We start from the raw sequence: 18,475 nt of genomic DNA on the forward strand, positions 1-18,475 counted from the left end.
GTGTCTCCCGGTTCCAGTGATTTCGGGTCAGGGGGCCGCTCTCAATGATCTGAATCGTCCCCGGGTTGATCGGGTCTCGTCTCGTCCACCACTTCAGCGCCGAGTTCCTCCCTCGCGGCGGCGAGATCCTTCATCTGCTCTGGCGTCGCTTTCGGATAGGCGAGGTCGAGCTTCTCGACGGCCTCGACGATCGCGGCCGCGACGATGAGGCGCGTGAAAGGCTTGTTGTCGGCGGGCACGACGTACCACGGAGCCGCTTCGGAGGCCGTCGCGCGGATGGCCTCTTCATAGGCGCGCATATAGTCGTTCCAGTAGCGACGCTCGCGAACGTCGGATGCGGAAAACTTCCAGTTCTTGTCGGGATTGTCGAGGCGTTCCATGAATCGCTTCTTCTGCTCCCCGTACGACAGGTTCAGATAGAACTTGACTATGACCACGCCCTGGCGCGTCAGATAGTCTTCGAAGCGCGCGATGTCGGCGAGCCGCTCGTCCCATATGTCGTTGCCGACCCGTACCGGCGGAATCTTCTGCGCACGCAGCAGATGCTGATGCACGCGCACCACCAGCGCCTCTTCATAGTACGAGCGGTTGAAAATACCGATGTGCCCGCGCTCGGGCACTTTCCTCGAATAGCGCCAAAGGAAGTCGTGCGAGAGTTCCTCATCCGACGGCTGCTTGAACGAGATGACATCGCACCCTTGCGGATTGACGCGCGACATCACGTGCTTGATCGTCCCATCCTTTCCGGCGGCGTCCATGGCCTGGAATACCAGCAGCACGGCCCAGGAATCCTGCGCGTAGAGGATCTCCTGCTCCATCGCGAGCCATTTCGATCCGCGCTGGAGCAGTTGCTGCGCCTCTTCCTTATGCATTTTGAGTCCCAGCGTCTCGCCGGGATCGAAATTCTTCAGGAAGAAATCTTTGCCGCTCGTGACGCGAAACGGATCGGTGTATGCCCGCAGCGCGTTGAGTATTTCCGTGCGAACCATCGCTTGTTTCCCCACGACACCTGCAATCAGTTGCATCGCAACCGCGGTCGTACTGGTCACAACTCTTTCTGATAATAGGTCACACAAGCGGAAAACGTGCTCATCCGCAACGACGCTGCGCATTTGCATCGCGACGGAAAACGCGCGTCTTAATGCTGCAACATTCCGGACATCCGGGCCGGTCGATCACCCCCTGCCGATCCCGTCGGCCCCAGTCACGACAAGGCCGGCAGACGATAGGCATTACCTGTGCTTGTCCTTTACCGGACCGGACCCACAAAAAATGGACGAGCACGATGTCGAGCCACGAACACGAACACGGGGAACAGCGCGGTAGCGAGCGTTACCTGATCCGATACCTGAGCGGCTGGGCCCTCGTGGCTCTCGTCACCGCGCTCGACGGGTTCTGGGTCGCCGGCAACGGCTACACCGTGCCGGGCGACGGCGTCGCCAATCTCGCGCAAGCCGCCGCAATCTCGATGTTCATCGTGATCGGACTGCTCGCGTTCGCACAACTGCGCCGCTACGCGCCATTGACCCGAACGCTGCGCTGCCGTGAAATGGCAGTCACACTCGCCTGGCTCACCCTGCTGCTGACCTTCGTCGCCGCTTTCGACCTGCTGCAGTACCTGTGCGCAACCGTCGACGCGCCGCTCATCGACGAGCGTCTTCTGGCATTCGACAGCGCCTTCGGCTTTCACTGGCTGCGCGTTTATTCATGGGTGCGCTCGCATCCGGCGCTTCAACACATTCTTGAGATCGCCTACGCAAGCATGCTCGCGCAAGGGCTTGCGATTCCCATCATTCTCGGGCTTGCAGGCCGACGCGACGAACTGTCGGAGTTCGTGCTGCTCTTCATGCTGTCGGGCCTTCTGCTGCTTCTGATTGCGACTCCGCTTCCCGCCTCGAGCGCATTTCTGCATTTCGGCATTGCGGATCCCAACACGTCGGCTACCGTCTCGGACTTTTATCCACTGCGCGACGGCACGCTGCGGACATTCATCATGGTGCCAGCGCAAGGTATGGTGTCGATGCCGTCATTTCACACGACGCTCGGTATTGTCTTTATCTATGCGCTGCGTCGCATCCCGCGGTTATTGCTGTTTGCGGTTCCGCTCAACCTGACGATGATCCTGTCGACACCGACCCAAGGCGGTCACTATCTCGCCGATGTGATTGCGGGTCTGCTACTCAGTGCGCTTTCGATCGCAGCGCTCAAAGGCTGCATGCACCTGCTGGCGACGCGCAAATCCGCGGATGTCGTCAAGCGCGCCGTCTATTCCGGCGTCGCGCCGATCGATTCGCTTCCCTGATGCGCATAGCCCGGCAGCGCGCGGATCGCGCAAATGTCGCATCGACTGATGGAAAAGCGGCGCCCGGAAGAACGGGGCGCCGCCGTTTGAAACGCTGGAAGGAAGCGCCTTAGCCCGGCGCCCGCCCCAACACCTGCGAATCCGACGATGCCGCCGTCGACGGCTCGTCATGTCCGTGCCCATGCCCCGTCGTCGTGACCGCATTGGTGCCGCCGGGCCGACGCACGGACTTCGCATGCCGCTCGATCAACCGTTGCAGCAAACAGAACGCGCACAGCAGCGCGCCGATCACGATCCGCGTCCACCACGAACTGAGCGTGCCGTCGAACGTAATCAGCGTCTGGATGGTGCCGAGAATGCCGACGCCGAACAGCGAGCCGACCACATAACCGACACCACCGGTCAGCAGCGTGCCGCCGATCACCGTCGCTGCAATCGCATCGAGCTCCATGCCTTGCCCTTGCAGCCCATAACCCGACAGCACATAGAACGTGAACACCGCGCCGCCAAGCGCCGAACAGAAGCCACTCAGCGCATACACGCCGACCCGCGTGCGCGCGACCGGCAGCCCCATCAGCAGCGCCGAGCGCGGATTGCCGCCGACCGCATACACGTTGCGTCCGAAGCGCGTGAAATGGGCGACATAGATCGCGGCCGCCAGCGCCACGAGCGCGATCAGCACGTTCGCCGATACCGAACCGACGCCAACGTTGAGACGGAACGCGGAGATCGCCTTGAACGTCGGATCGGTGATCGTGATCGACTGCGTCGTGATCAGAAAGCACAGGCCACGCGCGAAGAACATCCCCGCCAGCGTCACGATGAACGCCTGCAGGCGGAAGTAGTGGATCAGCGCGCCCTGCACCGCGCCGAACACCGTGCCCATCAATAGCACGAGCGGAATGATCAGCCACACCGACACGTGCATGTGCTCGGACAGCACGGCTGCGACGATCGTCGTCAGCGCGACGATCGAGCCCACCGACAGGTCGATGCCGCCCGACACGATGACGAACGTCATGCCGATCGCGACGATCAGCAGGAACGCGTTGTCGACGAGCAGATCGAGCAGCACCTGCCATGAGAAGAAGCCGGTGTACATCACCGAACCGAAGCCGAAAAGCGCGCAGAACAACAGGACCGTCACCGCGATCGGCAGCGTGCGCGGATCGACCACGCGGGCGAGTGCTTCGAGAAAGCGCGTCATCGTGCCACCCCGCGCGATTTGACCAGCGACGCGCCGAACGACACGGCGAGCGCGCGCGCCGCCGGCGACTGGATCACGCTGACCGCGAGCACGACGGCCGCCTTGACGACGAGTGTCGCTTCCGGCGGCACGCCGATCGAATAGGTCGTGTACGTGAGCGTCTGGATGATCAGCGCACCGAGCACCGTGCCCGCGAAGCTGAAGCGGCCGCCGAGCAGCGACGTGCCGCCGAGCGTCACCGCGAGAATCGCGTCGAGTTCGAGCAGCAGGCCCGCGTTGTTGCCGTCCGCGCTGCGCACGTTCGAACTGATCAGAATGCCGGCCAACGCCGCGGTCAAACCGGAGAAGCTGTACACCGCGAACACGATCGCCTTCGAGCGCAAGCCGACGAGCCGCGTCGCAACCGGGTTCACGCCGATCGCGCGAATGAACAGGCCAAGCGCCGTGCCCTCCACCAAAGCGGCGGTCGCCAGCACGGCTACCGCCGCGATCCATACCGAGCACGGCACGCCGAGCCAGTAGCCGCCGCCGACGAACAGATAGCCGGGCGCGCCGATCGGGATGATCTGCCCGGCGGTCAGAAGTTGCGCGATGCCACGGCCGGCGACCATCAGGATCAGCGTCGCGATGATCGGCTGCATGCCGACGAACGCGACGAGCACTCCGTTCCACATGCCGCTCAAAATGCCGACGACGAGCGCGGCCAACAGCGCCTGCACGATCAGCGCACCGCTCGGCACGGCCTGGGTCGCGAGTATCGTCGCGGCCGCGGCGCCGGCGATCGCGACCACCGCACCGACCGAGATGTCGATGCCGCGCGTCGCGATCACGAGCGTCATGCCGATCGCGACCAGCACGAGCGGCGCCGCGCGATTGAGGATGTCGATCGGCGCGCCGAACAGGTGACCGTCGAGCATGCGCAGCGCGAGAAAATGCGGATTGACCAGCAGGTTCAGTCCGCACAGCAATACCAGCGTCACGCATGGCCACACCAGCGGACGTTCGACGCCGTCGCGCGCGAACCAGTTCGATAGCTTCATTCGCCGCTCCCTGCGATGAGTCGGTAGATGTTGTCTTCGTTCGATGCCTTACCGGCCACCTCGGCGATCTTGCGGCGATCGCGCAGCACCGCGACGCGATGGCTGACGCGCAGCACCTCGCTGATCTCCGACGAGATGAACAGGATGGACAGGCCGTTCGCGCACAACGCGAGCAGCCGGTCCATGATGTCGAACTTGGCGGCGACGTCGATACCGCGGGTCGGCTCGTCGAGGATCAGCAGTTTGGGATCGGTTGCGAGCCAGCGCGCGAGCAGAGCCTTCTGCTGGTTGCCGCCGGACAGGAGCGCGATCGGCTGCTCGGCATCGGACGCCTTGATGCCGAGCCGCTCGATCCACATATCGGCGAGTTCGCGCGCGCGTTGCCGGCTGATCTTGCGCCACCAGCCGCGCCGCGCCTGCAACGCGAGCATGATGTTTTCGCGGATCGACAGCTCGGCGACGATGCCTTCCTTCTTGCGGTCTTCCGCGCAATAGCCGATGCCGTGGCGCACCGCGTCGTGCGGCGTGCGCAGCCGCACGGGACGCCCTTCGACGAGGATCGTGCCGCTGTCCGCGCGATCCGCGCCGAACAGCAGACGCGCGGTTTCGGTGCGCCCCGAGCCGAGCAGTCCCGCGAGGCCGAGTATCTTGCCGGCGTGCACTTCGAGATCGATCGGCTGTAGCGTGCCGCGACGGCCGACGCCGCGCAGTTCGATGAACGGCTGCGTGGCCGTTGCTTCTTCCGGGTGATCGTGCGCGACTTCCTGCAGATCGTCGGCGGCCTGCCCTTCGTGGGCTGCTTCGCGCAGACGCGCGCTCATGCGCTCGTGGCCGACCATCTTCGCGACCAGCTGATCCGCGGACAGATCGCGCGCCAGATATTCGCCTTCGCGCTCGCCGTTGCGCATCACCGTGATGCGATCGGAGATCGCATAGGTCTGTTCGATGAAATGCGTGACGAACAGGATCGCGATGCCCGATCGCTTGAGATGGCGAAGGATTTTGAATAGCTGCGCGACTTCGCTGTCGTCGAGGCTCGAAGTCGGCTCGTCGAGAATCAGCACGCGCGCATCGACGGACAACGCTCGCGCGATCGCGACCATCTGCTGCACGGCGATCGGATAGGCGTCGAGCGAGCGCGTGACGTCAAGCGACACGTCGAGGCGCGCGAGCGCTTCCTGCGCGCGGCGCTTGATGTCGGGCCAGTCGATCGCGCCGAAGCGGCGCGGCTGCCGGCCCGCGAAGATGTTCTCCGCGACCGACAGATTCGGGCACAGGTTCACTTCCTGGTACAGCGTGCGCACGCCGGCCGCCTCGGCTTCCTGCGGCGACGCGAATGCGACCACCTCGCCGCCGAGGCGGATCGTGCCCGCATCGGGTGCGAGCACGCCGGTGAGCACGTTGATCAACGTGGATTTGCCGGCGCCGTTCTGGCCCATCAGCGTATGGACCTCGCCGGGAAACAGGCGGAAGTCGACGTGTTGCAACGCCTTCACGCCCGGAAATGTCTTGCTGACGCCGGAAGTCGCCAGGATCGGTTCGCGCGCGCTCATGTCATTCTGTTGGCTTCGCGCACCCGGTGGCGTGCCGCGCTGCGGCTGGTCCGGCTGAGTCGGTTCGGTAGCGGATTGGGTCATGGACCTCGCTCGATCGGCTATGCATGGTTCGGCAGGCCCCAGCGGCATGCTCCCGCGGACGCAGGCTCCTGAAAAGAGACCGCCCGCTGCAGAAGGAAGCAGCCCGGGCGGTCAGGCACCACTGGAGAAACCTGTTCGATGCGTCCGTACTGCACATCTCCTTCGCGCCGCGGGCCGCGTCGGCCCAGGCGCCTGAACACCGCACACGCCGCGGCACTCGCGCGAGCGATGCCGCGGCGATGTTGCGCGTCGCGTCAGTACTTACGCGACGGCAAAGTTTGCGCAGCGACGCTCATCGGGAAGACAGTCTCCTGAGTCAGGATGCGCTTCGGCAGCGGCTTGCCAGCCACCACGTCTTTCACCGCCGTCATCAGCTGCGGTCCGAGCAGCGGGCTGCACTCGACGTCGACGTTGATCTTGCCAGCGGCCATCGCCTGGAAGCCGCCCTTGGTTGCGTCGAACGAAACCACCACGACGTCCTTGCCCGGATGCATGCCGGCTTCTTCCATCGCCTGGATCGCGCCGAGGGCCATGTCGTCGTTATGAGCATAGACAACGTTGATCTTGTTGCCGTAGGTCTTGATGAACGCTTCCATCACCTGCTTGCCGCCGGCAAGCGTGAAGTCGCCGCTTTGCGACGCGATGATCTTGAACTTCGGATCGCTCTTGATCACTTCGACCAGACCCGCGTGGCGGTCATTCGCCGGCGCGGAGCCGACCGTGCCTTGCAGCTCGGCGATGTTGATCGGGCCTTTATCGTTCTTGTAGTTCTCCGCGAGCCACTTGCCGCCGCGTCGTCCTTCTTCGAGGAAGTCCGAGCCGATCATCGTCACGTACAGCGACGGGTCCTTCACGTCGATGTTGCGGTCGGTCAGGATCACCGGAATCTTCGCGGCCTTGGCTTCGAGCAGCACCGGTTCCCAGCCCGATTCGACGACCGGCGAGAACGCGATCACGTCGACCTTCTGAGCGATATACGAGCGGATCGCCTTGATCTGGTTTTCCTGCTTCTGCTGCCCGTCGGAGAATTTGAGGTTGATACCGGCATCCGCCGCCGCCGACTTCACCGATTCGGTATTCGCGGTGCGCCATGCACTTTCCGCACCGACCTGCGCAAAACCGAGCGTTATTTTCTTGTCCTCGGCATGCGCGCCTGGGGTGGCCAGCGTTAGCACTCCGAGACTCGCGGAAAGCGCGAGCGCGCCCAGAGCGCGACACGCGGCACGTCGTGAATTCGCCATGACAGTCTCCAATCGTTGTTGTGTAGACGACCCAGCGGTCAGCCCGGCCCTCGTGGCCCTCACGGCGCATGGATCGTGATGTAGCGTACTGTGCGACGCGTTAACCGTCCAATCATATGATTCGCGCCCTCGATATCAATTTTGGTATAGCGCGTCGATCAGAGCATTGCCGCTCGGTGAGTCAGGTCGGCGTCACTCTCGGGGTGACCCAGCGAAACGTCAGATTGATGCGCTCGCCGCTCACGCGCGGCTCCTTCGGCACCCGATGACGCCACTGCGCCTGGGTGTCGCCCTTCATCACGAGCAGGCTGCCGCCCTTTAGCGAGAACGATTGCACGACGCCGCTGCGGTTGTGCTGCAGATCGAACCTGCGCGCGACACCGAGACTCACCGACGCGATCACCGGTTGCTTGCCGAGTTCGGGCTCGCGGTCCGCATGCCAGCCCATGCTGTCGGCGCCGCTGCGGTAACGATTCAGCAGCACGCTGTTAAAACGCGCGCCGCTGGTCGCCTCGGCGGCGGCCTTCAGTTCAGCGACGGCGGGCGTCCACGGTTGCGGCACGTTGCGGATACCGGAGTAGACATACACCGCATCCGGCTCGCCCTGCCAGGCGGTCAGACGCGGCAGTGCAACACGGCCCCCAGGCGTGCCCATCATGTCCTGGCGCCATTGCACTTCGTCGATCAGGCGGGCGAGCAGGCGTTCGGCGTCGGCCGTTGCGAGCCAGTCGGGATACCAGTCGACGTCGGGGGTCGGCAGGTCGTTGAAAAGATCGGTGTTCATCGGAATGCCTGGATGCAAGCGGACGAGTAAAAACCTTGGCTATTATGGCGACGACGGCTCACGCGCTGATTCACGCGCATTGCTCTTTCATTCGACGCGGCTCCGCGCGTTCCCTCCATTCTTTTGCAGGGATCACTTCCATGACACTTTCCGATCAGGCGCTCGCACAGCTCTTTCGCGATGCGCGTACGCACAACGGCTGGCAGAACAAACCGATCGACGACGCCGTGCTGCGCGAGTTGATGGAACTCGTCCTGCTCGGCCCGACCTCGGCCAATTCGAGTCCGGGCCGCTTCGTGTTCGTCAGGACGCCGGAGGGCAAGGAGAAACTGCGCCCGGCGCTGTCGGCCGGCAATCTCGAGAAAACGATGGCAGCGCCGGTCACGGTGATCGTCGCCATGGACATGGCCTTCTACGAGCATCTGCCGAAACTGTTTCCGCATGCGGATGCGCGCAGCTGGTTCGTCGGCAACGAGCGGTTGATCGCGGACACGGCGTTTCGGAATTCGACGCTGCAAGGCGGCTATCTGATTCTCGCGGCGCGTGCGCTCGGTCTCGACACCGGGCCGATGTCGGGCTTCGATCAGGCCAAGGTCGACGCAGCGTTCTTTACAGGTACGACGGTGAAGTCGAACTTCCTGATCAATCTTGGCTATGGCGATCCGTCGAAGCTGTTTCCTCGCAGCCCGCGTTTTTCGTTCGACGAAGCGGCGCGGATAGCGTGACGGTGCGTTGATGATGGATGGCGCGGCGGGTGTCGTGCCACCCGTTGAATCGAATCGCGTCAGGTTAGCAGCGCGATATAAAACACCACGGTGCCGATCAACGCGCCGACGAAGCAGAAGCCCTCTTCGGCTTCGTCGCCATTCGAGCGCAGCCACGCGCCGACCGCGCCGAACAGCCCCGCGATGCCGAGCGCGACGCACACCATCACGACATCGAACAACGCGCTTTTGCCGAGCTCGGAAAAATCGAAGCCGCGCACGGCGATGTAAAGCGCAATCGCCATCAGCGAGATGCCGACGAGCGGCAACATCACATGGCTACCCTCGTATCCGACATGATGCGGATGATGAGCATGATGCACGTCGTCCGCGTGATGCCACAGGTGGCCCGATTTGAGCAGCTTCATGGTGTGCCTCCCCCCGCCGATCTTTCCCGGCGACAGAACCAGTCATGGCCGAAGCGCCCTGCGCTGCCCCGGCAACAAGCTGTTTGCTTTCAAGCATACTCCACACATGGACACAATTCAAAGCCCATTTAATTCGTTTGCATAGGCATTAAATGCGTCGCGCGTGCTCTTGTAAGTATCTGCTGAGCACGGAACGCGCCTGCCCCGGCGAAGCCGTGTCGTGGCTCGTCCCGGCGCCTTCCGGCGGGCGTGCCGTGCGGTGCCGGAGCACGAATTTTGCAGCCACGGCAAGGGACCGAACATGTCGGTAGAATGATTCGCCGCGTTCGCTAACCGTCGCGCACGCAAGCACTGCCCGCCAATGGATCGCCGCCGCGCTGTCGCTGTGATGCCGGCCCTTTGGCCCCCTTCCCGTCCTGATCCTCTTTATGCGACGTTCATCGTTTCTTGTGCGCATCATCCTGATTGGCATCCTGCTGCATATCTACGTTGGTTTGCGCCTGATTCCAGACATGCCGACCGACTCGGCCGGCCGCGGACTGTGCGTGCTGTGGCTCGTGCTGTCGATCTACCTGATCCCGGTCGGCATGATGGCGCGCGGCTTCAAGCGCCAGCCGCTCGGCGACCGGCTCGCATGGGTCGGCCTGCTCGCGATGGGCTTTTTCTCGTCGCTGCTGGTGCTGACGTTCGCGCGCGACCTGATGCTGGCGTCGCTGCTGACGATCGACGCGATCTGGCCGAACACGCTTACGATCGCGCATTGGCGCACCGGGTCGGCGGCGGCCGTGCCGCTGCTCGCGCTGCTGTCGACGCTGATCGGCCTGTTCAACGCGCGCCGTCGCGCGCGCGTCGTCACGATCGAAGTACCGATCGACGATCTGCCTGCCGAACTCGCCGGCTTCACGATCGTGCAGATCAGCGACATCCACGTCGGCCCGACGATCAAGGGCCGCTATGTCGACGCGATCGTCGACGCGGTGAACCGGCTCGAGCCGGATCTGATCGCGGTGACGGGCGATGTCGTCGACGGCAGCGTGCCGCAGTTGAGCCGGCATACGCAGCCGCTGTCGCGGCTCGCCGCGCGGCACGGTGCGTTTCTCGTGACCGGCAATCACGAGTACTACTCCGGCGCGAACTCGTGGATCGCCGAATTCCGCCGGCTCGGCTTGCGGGTGCTGCTGAACGAACACGTGATCGTCGATCATGACGGCGCGCGCGCCGTGATCGCCGGCGTCACCGATTACTCGGCGGGTCATCATGACCCCGCGCACCGCAGCGACCCGGTTGCGGCGCTCGCCGGCGCGCCGGGGGACGTGCTGATCAGGGTGCTGCTCGCGCATCAGCCGCGCTCGGCCGAAGCGGCCGCGGCGGCCGGCTTCACGCTGCAGTTGTCGGGTCATACGCACGGTGGTCAGTTCTTTCCGTGGAATTTCTTCGTGCGGCTGCAGCAGCCGTTTACGGCGGGCCTCGCGCGTCTGGACGGACTATGGGTTTATACGAGTCGCGGCACGGGCTATTGGGGACCGCCCAAACGACTCGGCGCGCCTTCGGAGATCACACGGTTGAGACTCGTACCGGGCGAACCCGATTGAACTCAACATTCGCAGTCCGGAGCAATTAATTGCAGCCTTTCAGCATTAGGGCTATGGCAACACTAAATGCACACTCCGTGCCGCTCGCGGCTTGACTGATCTTTGCGCAGCCCCCTAAAATTCGCGCAATTCTTCTAACCGGAATCACGATCTTGGACAGTAGCAGCTGTACGAGCCGAGTATCGATTTGCCCGCTCGCCTGAGCCGCAGGATTTCCGCGTCAGTCTTTTCTGTCGCCGTCCTGCCCTCGGGCTCGATGGCGCACGTCGCTCCCATTTCATTGTCATTCGCGTACTGCCGGTAAAGCACCGCGTGGCGCGATGCCATGCCGATACCGCACGCTCCGGCCGCTGCACGCGTGTGCGCGCGTATTTCGTCCCGCCCGCATGAACTTGCCCTGCACGAGGTAGACGATCTGATGTTCTCACGCGTAGGCTTCACACTGCGACAGCGCCCACGCCAACCTTTCTGAACGATGACACTCGAATTCTTCCTGCGTCTGATGACCGCTTTTGCTTGCGGCGTCGCGATCGGCCTCGAACGACAGATCCGCCAGCGCACTGCCGGCCTGCGCACGATCACGCTCGTGGCAAGCGGCGCGTGCCTGTTCGTCACGCTCGGCGTGCTGACCGGCAACGGCGTCAGCGGCATTACGCAGATTGCGGCCTATGTGGTGTCCGGCGTCGGCTTTCTTGGCGGCGGCGTCATCATGCGCGACAAGGGCTCGATCCAGGGGATCAACACCGCGGCGACGCTGTGGTGCTCGGCGGCCGTGGGTGTATTGAGCGGCGCGGGACATTACGGACCGGCGCTCGCCGGCACCGCGGTCGTGCTGCTGGCCAACACCGTACTGCGTGAAGTGAGCCGGATGATCAACCAGACGCCGGTTTCAAACGCCGACCTCGTGCGCGAGTACGTGCTGACGATCGTCTGCCGCGAAGCCGACGAGATCCACATTCGCACCGCGATTTCCAACTCGATGTACTCGGCGCCGCTGTCGTTCCAGAGCCTGACGAGCGAGGATGTCGAGGACGAGCCGGCGCGCATTCGCGTGACGGCGACGCTGACGATGCATCCGAAAGATCAATCGAAGCTCGAACAGATGGCGAGCCGCCTGAGCATGGAAAAGAGCGTGTCCAGCGTCAGTTGGACCGCGCGGGAAGCGGAACCGACACCCGAGTGAAGCGCTGTGCGCAAGTCTCCTCTGTTCGCGCGCATCGTCTACACTTAGCTTGCAGCAGATTCAGATAGTGTCAATTCCGCGTCCCGAACGCGGACCGTCCCATAACCTTCGACTAAGCTCTGTCACCGTGATTTGTTCACACTCAACCAGGGAGTCTCGAATATGGAACACGGCATCATTGCATGGCTCATCATCGGCGCGATCGCTGGCTGGCTCGCGGGCGTATTGGTCAAGGGTGGCGGCTTCGGCCTGATCGTCGACATCATCGTCGGGATCATCGGGGCGTTCATCGGCGGCTGGCTCGCGGGCGTGTTGCATATCTCTATTGGCAGCGGCTGGATCGCCTCGATCATCACCGCGGTGATCGGCGCGGTCATTCTGCTGTTTATTATCCGGCTCGTGCGACGAGGCTCCTGAGCGCAGCGTCCGATTTCATCAAGCGCCAGCGGGCTCGTGCCGCTGGCGCTTTTTTGTTGCCTGTTTCTGCTGTGTTGATCGCAGCGATTGCGGGTGCCGCGGGCGTTGCAGATCAGCCCGGCAGCATCGAGCCCGTCTCGCGCAGCCGCGTATGCCATGCAAATGCCTGATCGAGGCAATGCGGCGTCTGCCCTCCCCAACGCAACGCATCGCGGTAGTAGTCGCGCAACAGTTCGCGATACCGCGGGTGTACGCAATGCTCGATGATCAGCGTCGCACGTTCGCGCGGCGCGAGGCCGCGCAGATCGGCGAGACCTTGCTCGGTGACGACGACGTCGACGTCGTGCTCGTTGTGGTCGCAATGCGGCACCATCGGCACGATGCTCGAAATGCGGTCGCCTTTCGCGGTCGACTTGGTCGCGAACACCGCGCACGACGCATTACGCGCAAAGTCGCCCGAGCCGCCAATGCCGTTCATCATGTGCGTGCCGCCGACATGCGTCGAATTGACGTTACCGTAGATATCGAATTCGAGCGCGGTATTGAGCGCGATCAGACCGAGCCGCCGAATCACCTCCGGATGGTTGCTGACTTCCTGCGGACGCAGCACGAGCCGGTCGCGATAGCGCTCGATATCGCCGAACACCTGCGCCTGCCGCGCGGCCGACAGCGTGATCGACGCGCCGGACGCAAACGCGACCTTGCCGGCGTCCATCAGATCGAACGTCGAATCCTGCAAGACTTCTGAATAGATTTCGAACACATCGAACGGCGAATCGACGAAGCCCGCCAGCACCGCGTTGGCGATCGTACCGATACCGGCCTGCAGCGGCGGCAACTGCTTCGGCATACGGCCACGCGTGACTTCGTGCTGGAAAAATTCGATCAGGTGTCCGGCGATCAACGCGGTTTCCCGATCCGCGGGGAGCACCGTGGACGGGCTGTCGGCCATGTCCGTGATCACGATCGCCGCGATTTTCTCGGGCGGAATCTCGATAGCGGGAGTGCCGACGCGATCCTGCGCGCGCACGATCGGCAGCGGCTCGCGATGCGGCCGGCGCCCCGGAATCCAGATGTCGTGCAAGCCTTCGAGCTCGAGCGGCTGCGCAAGATTGATCTCGACGATGACCTTGTCCGCGAGAATCGCGAAGCTGGCCGAATTGCCGACTGAAGTTGTCGGCACGATACCGCCGCTCTCCGTGATCGCGGCGGCTTCGATGATCGCGACATCGAGCTTGCCGAGCTGGTTCGCGCGCAGCATCTCGACGGTCTCGGACAGATGCTGGTCGACGAACATCACTTCGCCGCGATTGATTGCGTCGCGCAGCGTCTTGTCCACCTGAAACGGCAGACGGCGCGCGAGCACGTGCGCCTCGGTCAGCATGCGGTCGACGTCATGACCGAGCGAGGCGCCCGTCATCAGCGTGATGCGCAGCGGCTCGCCCAACTGGCGCGCACGCTCGGCAAGCGCGACCGGCACCGCCTTCGCGTCGCCCGCGCGCGTGAAGCCGCTTGCGCCAACGCGCATGCCGTCGTGAATCAGAAGCGCCGCGTCGGCGGCCTTGGTGATTTTTTCGCGCAGCGCGGCGCAGCGAATTCGGTCTTCGTACATGAAAGGGAGTCTCTCCATAGTCGCCAGCTCCGTCTACTGGTGCGCACGTCTGCGGTGTGCTTCGCTCAATAGGCGGTTGCCGCACCCGCTGCGGCGTCTCGATCGGACGGCGTCGCGAGCAGGTGTTGGGTCGCGTGACAGGGTCCGCGACAGGTTGTTGCGCGTGAAGCAGCCGGACTCAGCTGCCGAAGAAGATGTTGCAGAAGCTCATCGGCCCAACGCATTCGTCGGCTTTCGCTTTCGGCGCTTCCGCATGCTTGCGCGCGGCACCCTTATCGGCGCGCTGGCTATCCGCCTGCGCAACCTGCTGGTCCGGCGCGGCCGGCGCCGTCTGTGCATAGGCGGCGGCAGCGGTGGACAAAGAACAGGCGATCAGGACCAACTTCAACACTTTCATCTCACTCTCCAGGACTTACGGCTACTGCGACCACTACTGCGAAGCAGTGACGCAACTATATGACCGTCACCTAAGCGGATTAACGGGGCCGCCTGGAAGGGATCTTTCCATCTGGCAGAAAGATCCACGAAGCATGGCTCAGCGACGATTGAACGGCGCGTCTTTGTCGAGCAACGCGCTACGAATGAAGTGCAGACAGCTCAGGATGCGCTGCAGATTGTGACGCCGGTCGCGCTCGGCATGCACGGTCCGCAGCATGTCTTGCGCGAGCCAGGTTGCCGAGCGCACGGCGACCAGTGCGCGTTCGAGCGAACCGGGATCGGGGCGTTCGAAGAGCCGGGCGAGATCGTCGCAGGTGTGTTCGATCACGCTGCGCCAGCGCGGCTGAAGCATGTCGGCATATTCGGCGCGCGCGGCTTCGTTGCGCAGGTCGATGACGGCGTGACCTACTTCGATCGTCGCGAGCATCCAGCGAAGCGCGTCGCGCCGTCGTCGCGAACGGTGCGTCAGCAGCACGCGCAGTTGTGAAGTCAGATCGTGCGTGCCCGCCTGGAAACGTCGGTTCAGACCCGGCAGGGCCTCCTTGCATGCCGATACCGTTTGCGCTCTCAGGTCGCCCATGATCCGGTCGATCAGCCAGCGCATATCGGCGGGAAAGACCACCGCGAATCCAACTGCCGCGAGCGACATCGACGCGGTCAGCGCGATGCCGTTGTTGATCAGCAGATCAGGCACGTAGCTGACGATGTTATCCGGCCCGGCCAGCAGACAGAAGAACACCGAAAAGCCGATGCCGAACCCCGACGCGCCGCGACGTGTCGCGATGAATGCGCCTAGTGCGAGCACCGGCGCGAGTGCCGCGCAAAGCAGCGGGAAACCATCGATGTTGGGATACACGTAGCACATGAACACGTAGCCTGTCAGCGTCGCGAGCACCGCGCCGATCGCCATCTGCATGGCCATCCTGGTAGCGCTTGGCGCGGTGGACGTCAACGCACAGACCAGCGTTGCGCCGATCACGGCAAGGCCGCCGCTCGGCCAGTTGGTCGCGATCCAGAACGCGCCGGCGATCCCGATGACGACAGCCGAGCGCAGAAACGTGAACAATACGGCGAAGTGGTTTGTGCGGCTGACAGGTCTGCTCGGGGAGTGGCTCCTTTGTGGGCTCGAGCTGCGTCGCAGGCTTTGCTGCGGGCTTTCTGTTTTGCGCCACAAGCTTGAATACGTTTGCGAATAATTCATCCATTCGCCCACGAATCGATACAGCAATTCGGCTGCCGTGTCGAAGTCCGCAAGCGATTCCGCGGACGCGGCTTCGAGTGGCCGCCTCGTTTCACGTACCCGGCGTGGCAGGTTCGCTCGAAAGAGCCGCAGATCGGCTGCTGCGTGCGAGGCTTCGACGCCTGCTTCAACTTGTGCTTGTGCTTCGAACAAGGCTCCCAGTTCGTCGAGGTATGGACCGATGGCCGCGAGTATCGACACTGCGCCGCTCGCCCGCAACCGTTTGAGCAACTGATTTAGCGCATGCAGACGCGCGCATGCATCCATGAATTCGCTATTCAGACGCGCCAGATGCGCACTGCGCGAGCGCATCGCCGGGTCTTCGAATGCGACGAACGTACGCGTTGCTTCGAAGCCCGCGATTTCGTCGACGAAGTCCGCGAAACGCCGTTCGAACTGATGGCGCTCGAGCCCGCCTGCGAACACATCGACAGCAAAGGCAGTAAAATTCGCGTTCCTGATCCGAAGGTTACGTCGTAGCGCAAGGCTCGAGCGCTGCGGCAGCAGCAATGCGCTGACCGCGCTCGAACACACGATGCCAACCGCCACTTCCGCCGCGCGCGCGAGTGCGGCGAGGAACAGTCCCTCGGGCGTCATCACGTTCGGAATGCCGATCAGCGCGGCGGTGTAACCCGCGAGCACGAAACCGTACCATCTGAAATGCCGATACCGCACCGCCGCAGCAATACAGGCGCTCACCCATGCGATCATGCCGAGCATGTACAGTTCGGGCTGCTGGGCGAACAGCCCGCCGAGCACGAGCGCGGCCACGGTCCCTCCCGCAGTTCCGAGAATCCGGTAGAAGCTCTTCGCGAGCACCATGCCGCTGAACGGGTGCATCAACACGAAAACCGTGGTCATCGCAATGCGCGGCTGCTGCAGATCGAGCAGCATCGCGATGCCCAGCGCCAGCAGACCGGCGGTTACCGTCTTCAGCAGATGAAGCCAGGTCAGACCGTCGCTGCTGGCCCAGTCGCGCACGACCCGATTGAGTTTGGCTCGACCGAGTCGTCGCCGCATGACACCGCGCGGACCGAATAAATCCGACGACGGCTCGATCGCATGATCGGGTTTCATCTGAAAACAGTGCACCCCTCGTGGTCGCTGAGAGAGCCTCCGGGCAGAATCACTGACACCGACAGGCGAGGCGCCGATTGTAGGAGTCCCCGTTGCACGCATTAAGACGACGAGTGCAAAACATCTGTTCTAGAACGGACAACAATAGTGCCTCGGGACTGACGGAAAATATGACCTTGGTCATGAAACAGAAGATTTGATGGACACGCTACAAAATATGCGAGTGTTCGTGCGCGTGGTTGAAGCCGGTAGCTTCACCGCGGCCGCGCAATCGCTCAATTCAACGACCGGCGCGATGTCTCGCGCGGTCTCGGAACTTGAAGCACATCTGCGCACGCGCCTGCTGAATCGATCGACGCGTCGGCTTGCGTTGACCACCGCCGGCGAGCGCTATCTGAAGCGATCGCAGCAGATCCTCGCGGATGTGGATATTGCGGAAGAAGAAGCCAGTTGCGCACACGAGCGACCAACCGGCGCGCTGCGCATGCATAGCTTTGCGAGCATCGGCCAGCACTACGTACTGCCGGCTATTTCGCGTTATCGCGAGCTTTATCCTGATGTGACCGTCGAGTTGACGCTGTCACAGCGCATGCCCGATCTGTTCGAAGGCAGCGCCGATGTGGCCGTGATCGGCGCATCGATGCTGCCTAATTCGGACCTCGTGTCGTTTCCGCTGGGGACGACGTTCAGCATCCTGTGCGCATCGCCGGCTTACGTGCGCGCGCACGGCGCGCCCCAACAACCGGCTGACCTTGCGCATCACGAATGTCTGATCCTTCATACGCCGGCGTTCCCGCCACATGAATGGACGCTCGACGGCCCGAACGGCAGTGAGTTGATGGAAGTCGATGGACCAGTGCATGTGAACATCGCCGAATCGCTGATTGTGGCGATCCGCGAAGGCATGGGCATCGGCATGGTGCCGCTCTACGCAGCCATTTCCGGGTTACGCGATGGCACGTTGGTGCGCGTTTTGCCGGAATATACGCTGCAGAAGACGACTGTTTATGCGCTCTATCCGTCGCGCAAATTCATCGATGCAAAGACTCGCACGTGGGTCGAATTCTTGCGCTCGCATCTGCCCAAGGTGATCGCGCGCGACGAAGCGTTGCTTGCCGAGGTCGGGCAAATGGGATGCGTGGATGACCCAGTGCAGATGGGTAGAGTTGTCGTCCCCGTCACTCAGGATATGCGGACACCGTTAGGTCTGTGAACTCGCTGCAGCACGCCTGAACTCGCGCAGCTAGCGGTATTTCAGGGCTCGGTGCGGGTGGCGCTCGTTGAAGTGTTCAAAACACGAGAGCACCCTTGGCGCGTCAGGCTTGGCCATATGGGCGACGTAATGGTCGCCGTCGATAAACAGGCTGCTTTCGCCAGTGGACGGCAACGGCTTCCGGCCACGCTTATTGTTTGCTCTCGGTCGAGGATCTTGCTTTTGATTTCGGTCGCGTAAACGCAAAAACCCCACCGCTGGGGGTGGGGTTTCTGGCTTGTGGGGGAGCCTGACGATTACCTACTTTCACACGGGCAATCCGCACTATCATCGGCGTGGAGTCGTTTCACGGTCCTGTTC

At 63.1% G+C, this 18,475-nt stretch carries 16 protein-coding genes; 6 read left to right on the top strand and 10 right to left on the bottom strand.

Annotated features, from left to right (window positions below; genetic code table 11):
* Positions 1 to 41: 41 nt before the first annotated feature.
* Positions 42 to 989, bottom strand: coding sequence for a polyphosphate kinase 2 family protein (locus tag VSR82_RS29570; RefSeq protein WP_429457782.1), 948 nt, complete (start codon positions 987 to 989; stop codon positions 42 to 44).
* Between the two features lie 296 nt (positions 990 to 1,285).
* Between VSR82_RS29570 and VSR82_RS29575 the strand changes: the two genes are divergently transcribed.
* Entirely contained in the window at positions 1,286 to 2,302 is a 1,017-nt protein-coding gene (locus VSR82_RS29575) for a phosphatase PAP2 family protein (RefSeq protein ID WP_429457493.1), read from the top strand.
* Positions 2,303 to 2,411: 109 nt separating this feature from the next.
* Here the strand turns inward: VSR82_RS29575 and yjfF are convergent, their stop codons facing one another.
* From yjfF to VSR82_RS29600, 5 genes are all read right to left on the bottom strand, one after another.
* Positions 2,412 to 3,509: a galactofuranose ABC transporter, permease protein YjfF gene (gene yjfF, locus VSR82_RS29580; protein WP_410849964.1), complete on the bottom strand. Its 1,098-nt coding sequence runs from the start codon at positions 3,507 to 3,509 to the stop codon at positions 2,412 to 2,414.
* Entirely contained in the window at positions 3,506 to 4,549 is a 1,044-nt protein-coding gene (locus tag VSR82_RS29585; protein WP_429457491.1) for an ABC transporter permease, read from the bottom strand. Before VSR82_RS29585 ends, yjfF begins: the two co-directional genes overlap by 4 nt.
* Positions 4,546 to 6,186 carry a sugar ABC transporter ATP-binding protein gene (locus VSR82_RS29590; RefSeq protein ID WP_368587476.1) on the bottom strand — a complete coding sequence of 547 codons (1,641 nt, stop codon included), beginning with the start codon at positions 6,184 to 6,186 and terminating at the stop codon, positions 4,546 to 4,548. Before VSR82_RS29590 ends, VSR82_RS29585 begins: the two co-directional genes overlap by 4 nt.
* Positions 6,187 to 6,440: 254 nt before the next feature.
* Positions 6,441 to 7,427, bottom strand: coding sequence for an ABC transporter substrate-binding protein (locus VSR82_RS29595; protein ID WP_368587477.1), 987 nt, complete (start codon positions 7,425 to 7,427; stop codon positions 6,441 to 6,443).
* 181 nt (positions 7,428 to 7,608) lie between these two features.
* Positions 7,609 to 8,211, bottom strand: a complete 603-nt coding sequence (locus VSR82_RS29600) for an alpha-ketoglutarate-dependent dioxygenase AlkB family protein (protein WP_429457486.1) — start codon at positions 8,209 to 8,211, stop codon at positions 7,609 to 7,611.
* A gap of 140 nt (positions 8,212 to 8,351) precedes the next feature.
* On the opposite strand from VSR82_RS29600, the gene VSR82_RS29605 reads away from it, so the two are divergent.
* A complete protein-coding gene (locus VSR82_RS29605; protein ID WP_429457484.1) occupies positions 8,352 to 8,936 on the top strand; it encodes a malonic semialdehyde reductase in 585 nt (194 codons plus the stop codon).
* Positions 8,937 to 8,995: 59 nt separating this feature from the next.
* On the opposite strand, the gene VSR82_RS29610 is transcribed toward VSR82_RS29605, so the two are convergent.
* On the bottom strand, positions 8,996 to 9,343 hold the full coding sequence (locus tag VSR82_RS29610; RefSeq protein ID WP_368587480.1) for a hypothetical protein: 348 nt from the start codon (positions 9,341 to 9,343) through the stop codon (positions 8,996 to 8,998).
* A 428-nt stretch (positions 9,344 to 9,771) separates the two neighbouring features.
* On the opposite strand from VSR82_RS29610, the gene VSR82_RS29615 reads away from it, so the two are divergent.
* From VSR82_RS29615 to VSR82_RS29625, 3 genes are all read left to right on the top strand, one after another.
* Positions 9,772 to 10,935, top strand: coding sequence for a metallophosphoesterase (locus VSR82_RS29615; RefSeq protein WP_368587481.1), 1,164 nt, complete (start codon positions 9,772 to 9,774; stop codon positions 10,933 to 10,935).
* Positions 10,936 to 11,410: 475 nt separating this feature from the next.
* A complete protein-coding gene (locus tag VSR82_RS29620) occupies positions 11,411 to 12,118 on the top strand; it encodes an MgtC/SapB family protein (protein ID WP_410849968.1) in 708 nt (235 codons plus the stop codon).
* Between the two features lie 162 nt (positions 12,119 to 12,280).
* Positions 12,281 to 12,535: a GlsB/YeaQ/YmgE family stress response membrane protein gene (locus VSR82_RS29625; protein ID WP_176105653.1), complete on the top strand. Its 255-nt coding sequence runs from the start codon at positions 12,281 to 12,283 to the stop codon at positions 12,533 to 12,535.
* Positions 12,536 to 12,647: 112 nt separating this feature from the next.
* Here VSR82_RS29625 and scpC read toward each other — a convergent pair whose 3' ends face one another.
* The 3 genes from scpC to VSR82_RS29640 all read right to left on the bottom strand — a co-directional run bounded on the left by scpC (position 12,648) and on the right by VSR82_RS29640 (position 16,902).
* A complete protein-coding gene (scpC, locus tag VSR82_RS29630) occupies positions 12,648 to 14,147 on the bottom strand; it encodes a succinyl-CoA:acetate CoA-transferase ScpC (RefSeq protein ID WP_429457481.1) in 1,500 nt (499 codons plus the stop codon).
* Positions 14,148 to 14,325: 178 nt separating this feature from the next.
* Positions 14,326 to 14,544, bottom strand: coding sequence for a hypothetical protein (locus VSR82_RS29635; RefSeq protein ID WP_152853807.1), 219 nt, complete (start codon positions 14,542 to 14,544; stop codon positions 14,326 to 14,328).
* A 138-nt stretch (positions 14,545 to 14,682) separates the two neighbouring features.
* The gene (locus VSR82_RS29640; protein WP_498858296.1) at positions 14,683 to 16,902 is read right to left on the bottom strand and encodes an FUSC family protein; all 2,220 of its coding nucleotides are present in this window, start codon (positions 16,900 to 16,902) and stop codon (positions 14,683 to 14,685) included.
* 199 nt (positions 16,903 to 17,101) lie between these two features.
* On the opposite strand from VSR82_RS29640, the gene VSR82_RS29645 reads away from it, so the two are divergent.
* Positions 17,102 to 18,115: a LysR family transcriptional regulator gene (locus VSR82_RS29645; protein WP_368587484.1), complete on the top strand. Its 1,014-nt coding sequence runs from the start codon at positions 17,102 to 17,104 to the stop codon at positions 18,113 to 18,115.
* The last annotated feature ends 360 nt before the right edge of the window (positions 18,116 to 18,475 follow it).

Source organism: Burkholderia sp. JPY481, from assembly GCF_038900515.1.
Lineage (GTDB): Bacteria > Pseudomonadota > Gammaproteobacteria > Burkholderiales > Burkholderiaceae > Paraburkholderia > Paraburkholderia youngii.

Bases quoted from the DNA above. Each gene is read 5' to 3' on its own strand.
- VSR82_RS29570 (WP_429457782.1), bottom strand. From the start codon at position 989: ATGGTTCGCACGGAAATACTCAACGCGCTGCGGGCATACACCGATCCG.
- VSR82_RS29575 (WP_429457493.1), top strand. From the start codon at position 1,286: ATGTCGAGCCACGAACACGAACACGGGGAACAGCGCGGTAGCGAGCGT.
- yjfF (WP_410849964.1), bottom strand. From the start codon at position 3,509: ATGACGCGCTTTCTCGAAGCACTCGCCCGCGTGGTCGATCCGCGCACG.
- VSR82_RS29585 (WP_429457491.1), bottom strand. From the start codon at position 4,549: ATGAAGCTATCGAACTGGTTCGCGCGCGACGGCGTCGAACGTCCGCTG.
- VSR82_RS29590 (WP_368587476.1), bottom strand. From the start codon at position 6,186: ATGACCCAATCCGCTACCGAACCGACTCAGCCGGACCAGCCGCAGCGC.
- VSR82_RS29595 (WP_368587477.1), bottom strand. From the start codon at position 7,427: ATGGCGAATTCACGACGTGCCGCGTGTCGCGCTCTGGGCGCGCTCGCG.
- VSR82_RS29600 (WP_429457486.1), bottom strand. From the start codon at position 8,211: ATGAACACCGATCTTTTCAACGACCTGCCGACCCCCGACGTCGACTGG.
- VSR82_RS29605 (WP_429457484.1), top strand. From the start codon at position 8,352: ATGACACTTTCCGATCAGGCGCTCGCACAGCTCTTTCGCGATGCGCGT.
- VSR82_RS29610 (WP_368587480.1), bottom strand. From the start codon at position 9,343: ATGAAGCTGCTCAAATCGGGCCACCTGTGGCATCACGCGGACGACGTG.
- VSR82_RS29615 (WP_368587481.1), top strand. From the start codon at position 9,772: ATGCGACGTTCATCGTTTCTTGTGCGCATCATCCTGATTGGCATCCTG.
- VSR82_RS29620 (WP_410849968.1), top strand. From the start codon at position 11,411: ATGACACTCGAATTCTTCCTGCGTCTGATGACCGCTTTTGCTTGCGGC.
- VSR82_RS29625 (WP_176105653.1), top strand. From the start codon at position 12,281: ATGGAACACGGCATCATTGCATGGCTCATCATCGGCGCGATCGCTGGC.
- scpC (WP_429457481.1), bottom strand. From the start codon at position 14,147: ATGTACGAAGACCGAATTCGCTGCGCCGCGCTGCGCGAAAAAATCACC.
- VSR82_RS29635 (WP_152853807.1), bottom strand. From the start codon at position 14,544: ATGAAAGTGTTGAAGTTGGTCCTGATCGCCTGTTCTTTGTCCACCGCT.
- VSR82_RS29640 (WP_498858296.1), bottom strand. From the start codon at position 16,902: ATGAAACCCGATCATGCGATCGAGCCGTCGTCGGATTTATTCGGTCCG.
- VSR82_RS29645 (WP_368587484.1), top strand. From the start codon at position 17,102: ATGGACACGCTACAAAATATGCGAGTGTTCGTGCGCGTGGTTGAAGCC.